The 4,398-nt window shown below is 65.7% G+C and carries 3 protein-coding genes; all 3 read left to right on the top strand.

What is annotated here, in order from left to right:
* Positions 1 to 56: 56 nt before the first annotated feature.
* The 3 genes from EET03_RS10640 to EET03_RS10650 all read left to right on the top strand — a co-directional run bounded on the left by EET03_RS10640 (position 57) and on the right by EET03_RS10650 (position 4,168).
* Positions 57 to 536, top strand: coding sequence for a GreA/GreB family elongation factor (locus tag EET03_RS10640; RefSeq protein WP_075544939.1), 480 nt, complete (start codon positions 57 to 59; stop codon positions 534 to 536).
* A complete protein-coding gene (locus tag EET03_RS10645; protein ID WP_075544938.1) occupies positions 526 to 1,008 on the top strand; it encodes a GreA/GreB family elongation factor in 483 nt (160 codons plus the stop codon). Before EET03_RS10640 ends, EET03_RS10645 begins: the two co-directional genes overlap by 11 nt.
* A 319-nt stretch (positions 1,009 to 1,327) precedes the next feature.
* Positions 1,328 to 4,168, top strand: coding sequence for an aminotransferase class I/II-fold pyridoxal phosphate-dependent enzyme (locus EET03_RS10650; RefSeq protein ID WP_075544937.1), 2,841 nt, complete (start codon positions 1,328 to 1,330; stop codon positions 4,166 to 4,168).
* Positions 4,169 to 4,398 lie beyond the last annotated feature (230 nt).

The following is a 4,398-nucleotide window of genomic DNA, read 5'->3' on the forward strand; positions in this document are numbered from 1 at the left end:
CCTGACGACACCCCCGACACCCTCCGACCCCCACCAAAGGAAGAACACCATCGAAAATGACCACTACTGAACGCATTCGGATGACTCAGCAGGATCACAGTCGACAGCTTTCCGAGCTCATCGCGCTGCGCTCGCAGCACGCCGTCGAAGCCCCGGACGACTTCCTCGATTACCACGCGAACGCCATCGCGCGCTGTTGCGCCCGAAGGGCGCGCATCCTCGAGATCGAGCAGTTGCTCGCCAGTGCGATCGTGGGCATCGACACCGGCGGCGACGTCATCGCCCAGCCGGGCATGGTCGTCACCATCCGCTATGACGCCACGGGGCAGACCGAGACTTTCCTGCTGGGCAGGCGTGGCGCCGAAAACGCGGACATCACGGTCTACTCCACGCTGTCGCCGCTGGGCCGCGCGATCACCGGCGCACGTCTGGGAGAACAACGGGTGTACGCGATTCCGCAGGGAGCAAATCTGGTGGTGACGCTGCTCGCGGCGGTGCCCTATGGCGACGGTCGGGCGAGGTGTAATGGAAACTAAGAAACAGCCTGGCAGACAACGGGACTGGATCTCGTCGCAGGCGTATGAAGGGCTGCAGCGCAAGCTCGCTGACCTGCGTGAGCTGAGTGCCCGCGAACCGGGCGACGGCGATTTCGACAACGGCGCCCCTGACCTGCAGCGAGCGTGGCAAACACGGATTCGCCAGATTCACGACCTGTTGGTCAGGGCCGACGTGGGGGAGGACCCGCCCGACGACGGGATCGCGGAACCCGGCATGGTTTTGACGGTCCGCTACCACGACACCGGCGACACCGAAACATTCCTGCTGGGCGCCCGCGGCGCCGAGAACTGCGACGTAGAGGTCTACTCGCCCCGCTCACCGCTGGGCGCCGCGGTCACCGGTGCGCTCCCCGGTGAGAAATGCAGCTTCACCCTGCCCGGTGGCGCCACCTCGACGGTCACACTCGTCAGCGCCGTACCGTACGGCGTCCACATCGCCGGAGCCAACTGAAGCAGGAATCTGGTTGTCGCCAAATAGCCTACGAGTCAGGTGATTACGAGACTGCGGCAAGCCGGCGCCGAAGACCCGCCGGCCGCTGCTGGTCGCGCCGTGGGGATTGCCGTGGCCTCGGGACAAGATTCCTGAAGTCGCCCGGCAAGCACACCCCTGCCGCCGGTCGGTTCTACGGCGTAACCTCGCGGCATGCGCTGCCGCAATCGGACACCGTCGAACTACCGGTGTGTTGGTACCGGCCACTATTTCCGTCCCTCGCGCGATAATGACAAGTTGCACCGAATGGCGCTACCGCACCACAAGAACAGGTGACGACATGTACCGAGACAGCTCCCGCCCGCAGCGACTTCGCGTCTCCGCGTTGGCGGCAGTCGCCAACCCGTCGTACACACGCATCGACACGTGGAACCTGCTCGACGACGCGTGTCGTCACCTGGCCGAGGTGGACCTTGCCGGGCTGGACATCACTCACGACATGGCGAAGGTCAAGCGGTTGATGGACCGCATCGGCGCGTACGAGCGGTACTGGCTGTATCCGGGCGCGGACAATCTGGCGACATTCCGCGCCCATCTCGAGAGCAAGTCCACCGTGCGGCTCACCGAAGAGGTGTCGCTGGCCGTGCGCCTGCTCGGTGAATACGGTGACCGGACAGCGCTGTTCGACATCTCGGCGCCGCTGGCCGACCAGGAGCTGGTGGCCCAGGCCAAACAGCAGCAGTTCTACACGGTGTTGCTGGCCGACGACGCGCCGCCCACGGCACCCGAAAGCTTGGTCGAGTGCCTGCGGGAGCTGCGCAACCCCGCCGACGATGTCCAATTCGAGATCCTGCTGGCCCCCAGCGTCGAGGACGCCATCACCGCGGTTGCGCTCAACGGCGAGATCCAGGCCGCGATCATCCGCCACGACCTGCCGCTGCGGTCCCGTGACCGGTTGCCGCTGATGAACGCGCTGCTGGGGCCCAACAATGCAGAGGGCGGGATGGTCATTCCCGATCGTCCGCACGACTGGATCGAATGTGGTGAATGGATCAGGGAGCTGCGGCCCCACATTGACCTCTACCTGCTCACCGACGAGTCCATCGCGGCCGGAAGCGACCACGATCCCGACGTGTACGACCGGACCTTCTACCGACTCAACGACGTGACCGACCTGCACAGCACGGTGCTTGCCGGGCTCCGGAACCGGTTCGCCACACCGTTTTTCGACGCGCTGCGCGCCTACGCCGCTGCGCCCGTCGGCCAATTCCACGCGCTGCCCGTCGCGCGCGGCGCCAGCATCTTCAACTCCAAGTCGCTGCAGGACATGGGCGAGTTCTACGGCCGCAACATCTTCATGGCCGAGACCTCGACCACCTCAGGCGGCCTGGACTCGTTGCTGGACCCGCACGGCAATATCAAGAAGGCGATGGACAAGGCCGCGGTCACCTGGAACGCCGACCACACCTACTTCGTCACCAACGGAACGTCGACGGCCAATAAGATCGTCGTCCAGTCGCTGACCCGTCCCGGCGACATCGTGCTGATCGACCGCAACTGCCACAAGTCGCACCACTACGGCCTGGTGCTGGCCGGCGCGTACCCGCTGTACCTGGACGCGTACCCGCTGCCGCAGTTCGCCATCTACGGGGCGGTGTCGCTGCGCACGATCAAGAAGGCGCTACTGGACCTGGAAGCGGCCGGGCAACTGCACAAGGTCCGCATGCTGCTGCTGACCAACTGCACCTTCGACGGTGTCGTGTACAACCCGCGGCGGGTGATGGAGGAGGTGCTGGCGATCAAGCCGGACATCTGCTTCCTGTGGGACGAGGCGTGGTACGCGTTTGCCACCGCCGTGCCGTGGGCCCGGCAACGGACCGCGATGGTGGCTGCCGAGCATCTCGAGGAGATGTTGGCTTCAGACGAATACGCCAAGGAATATCGGCAGTGGTCGGCGTCGATGCAAGGGGTCGACCGGTCGGAGTGGCTGGATCGCCGGTTGCTGCCCGACCCTGCTCGCGCGCGGGTCCGGGTGTACGCGACGCACTCCACCCACAAGTCGTTGTCGGCGCTGCGGCAGGCGTCGATGATCCACGTCCGCGACCAGGACTTCAACGCACTGGCCCGCGACGCGTTCGGTGAGGCGTTCTTGACCCACACCTCGACGTCGCCGAACCAGCAGCTGCTGGCCTCGCTGGACCTGGCGCGCCGGCAGGTCGACATCGAGGGATTCCAGTTGGTCCGGCAGGTCTACGACATGGCGCTGGTCTTTCGGCACCGGGTGCGCAAAGACCGGCTGATCAGCAAGTGGTTCCGCATCCTCGACGAGTCCGACCTGGTGCCGGAGGAATTCCGGGCCTCCTCGGTCAGCTCGTACCGTCAGGTCCGGCAAGGGGCGCTGGCCGAATGGAACGAGGCGTGGCGGTCCGATCAGTTCGTGCTGGACGCGACCCGGGTCACCCTGTTCATCGGTGCGACCGGGATGAACGGGTACGACTTCCGCGAAAAGATCCTGATGGAGCGGTTCGGCATCCAGATCAACAAGACGTCGATCAACAGTGTGCTGCTGATCTTCACCATCGGCGTGACGTGGTCGAGTGTGCACTACCTGCTCGACGTGCTGCGCCGGATAGCCACCGACTTCGACCGGGCCCAGAAGGCTGCCAGCGCCGCCGACTGGGCGCTGCACCAGCGCCGCGTCGAGGAGATCACCCAGGACCTGCCGCACCTACCCGACTTCAGCGAGTTCGACGTGGCCTTCCGCCCCGACGACAACGGTGTCTACGGCGATACCCGAGCGGCCTTCTACGCCGGCTACGAAGAGGCCGACCGGGAATACGTGCAGATCGGGATGGCAGGGCGGCGGCTCGCCGAGGGACGAACGCTGGTGTCGACGACGTTCGTGGTGCCCTACCCGCCGGGATTCCCGGTGCTGGTACCGGGGCAGGTGGTGTCCAAGGAGATCGTCTACTTCCTGGCCCAGCTCGACGTCAAAGAAATCCACGGCTATAACCACGAACTCGGGTTGTCGGTGTTCACCGACGCTGCGCTGAAGCGGATGGAGGCCGCCCGCATGGCGATTGCCTCGGCCGGCGCCGCGCTGCCGTCGTTCGAGGTGCCCCCGGACGCGTCGGCTTTGAACGGCGACGGCGTCGTGGGGGCTGTCGCCGAGGACGCGTGAGACGCGGCGTGATGCAATGCATCCGGAGAGGTTGCGGCGCGCTCTCGAAACAACAAGGATGCCGAGGTCGGCTTCGCTCGGCGGCTCAGGGCTGGCTCTAAAACCGTTGCGGCATAAAGGTTGTCGAACGAATCGTTCGTTACGGCGGTGACGCGGTCTGAGACGACGGCGTTGGCCTGCCGGCTACGGCGCCCCGTTGGCACCGGGTGTCCCGAACAGCTGCCCGCCCC

The sequence above is a fragment of the Mycobacterium innocens genome (assembly GCF_900566055.1).
Lineage (GTDB): Bacteria > Actinomycetota > Actinomycetes > Mycobacteriales > Mycobacteriaceae > Mycobacterium > Mycobacterium innocens.

Bases quoted from the DNA above. Each gene is read 5' to 3' on its own strand.
- EET03_RS10640 (WP_075544939.1), top strand. From the start codon at position 57: ATGACCACTACTGAACGCATTCGGATGACTCAGCAGGATCACAGTCGA.
- EET03_RS10645 (WP_075544938.1), top strand. From the start codon at position 526: ATGGAAACTAAGAAACAGCCTGGCAGACAACGGGACTGGATCTCGTCG.
- EET03_RS10650 (WP_075544937.1), top strand. From the start codon at position 1,328: ATGTACCGAGACAGCTCCCGCCCGCAGCGACTTCGCGTCTCCGCGTTG.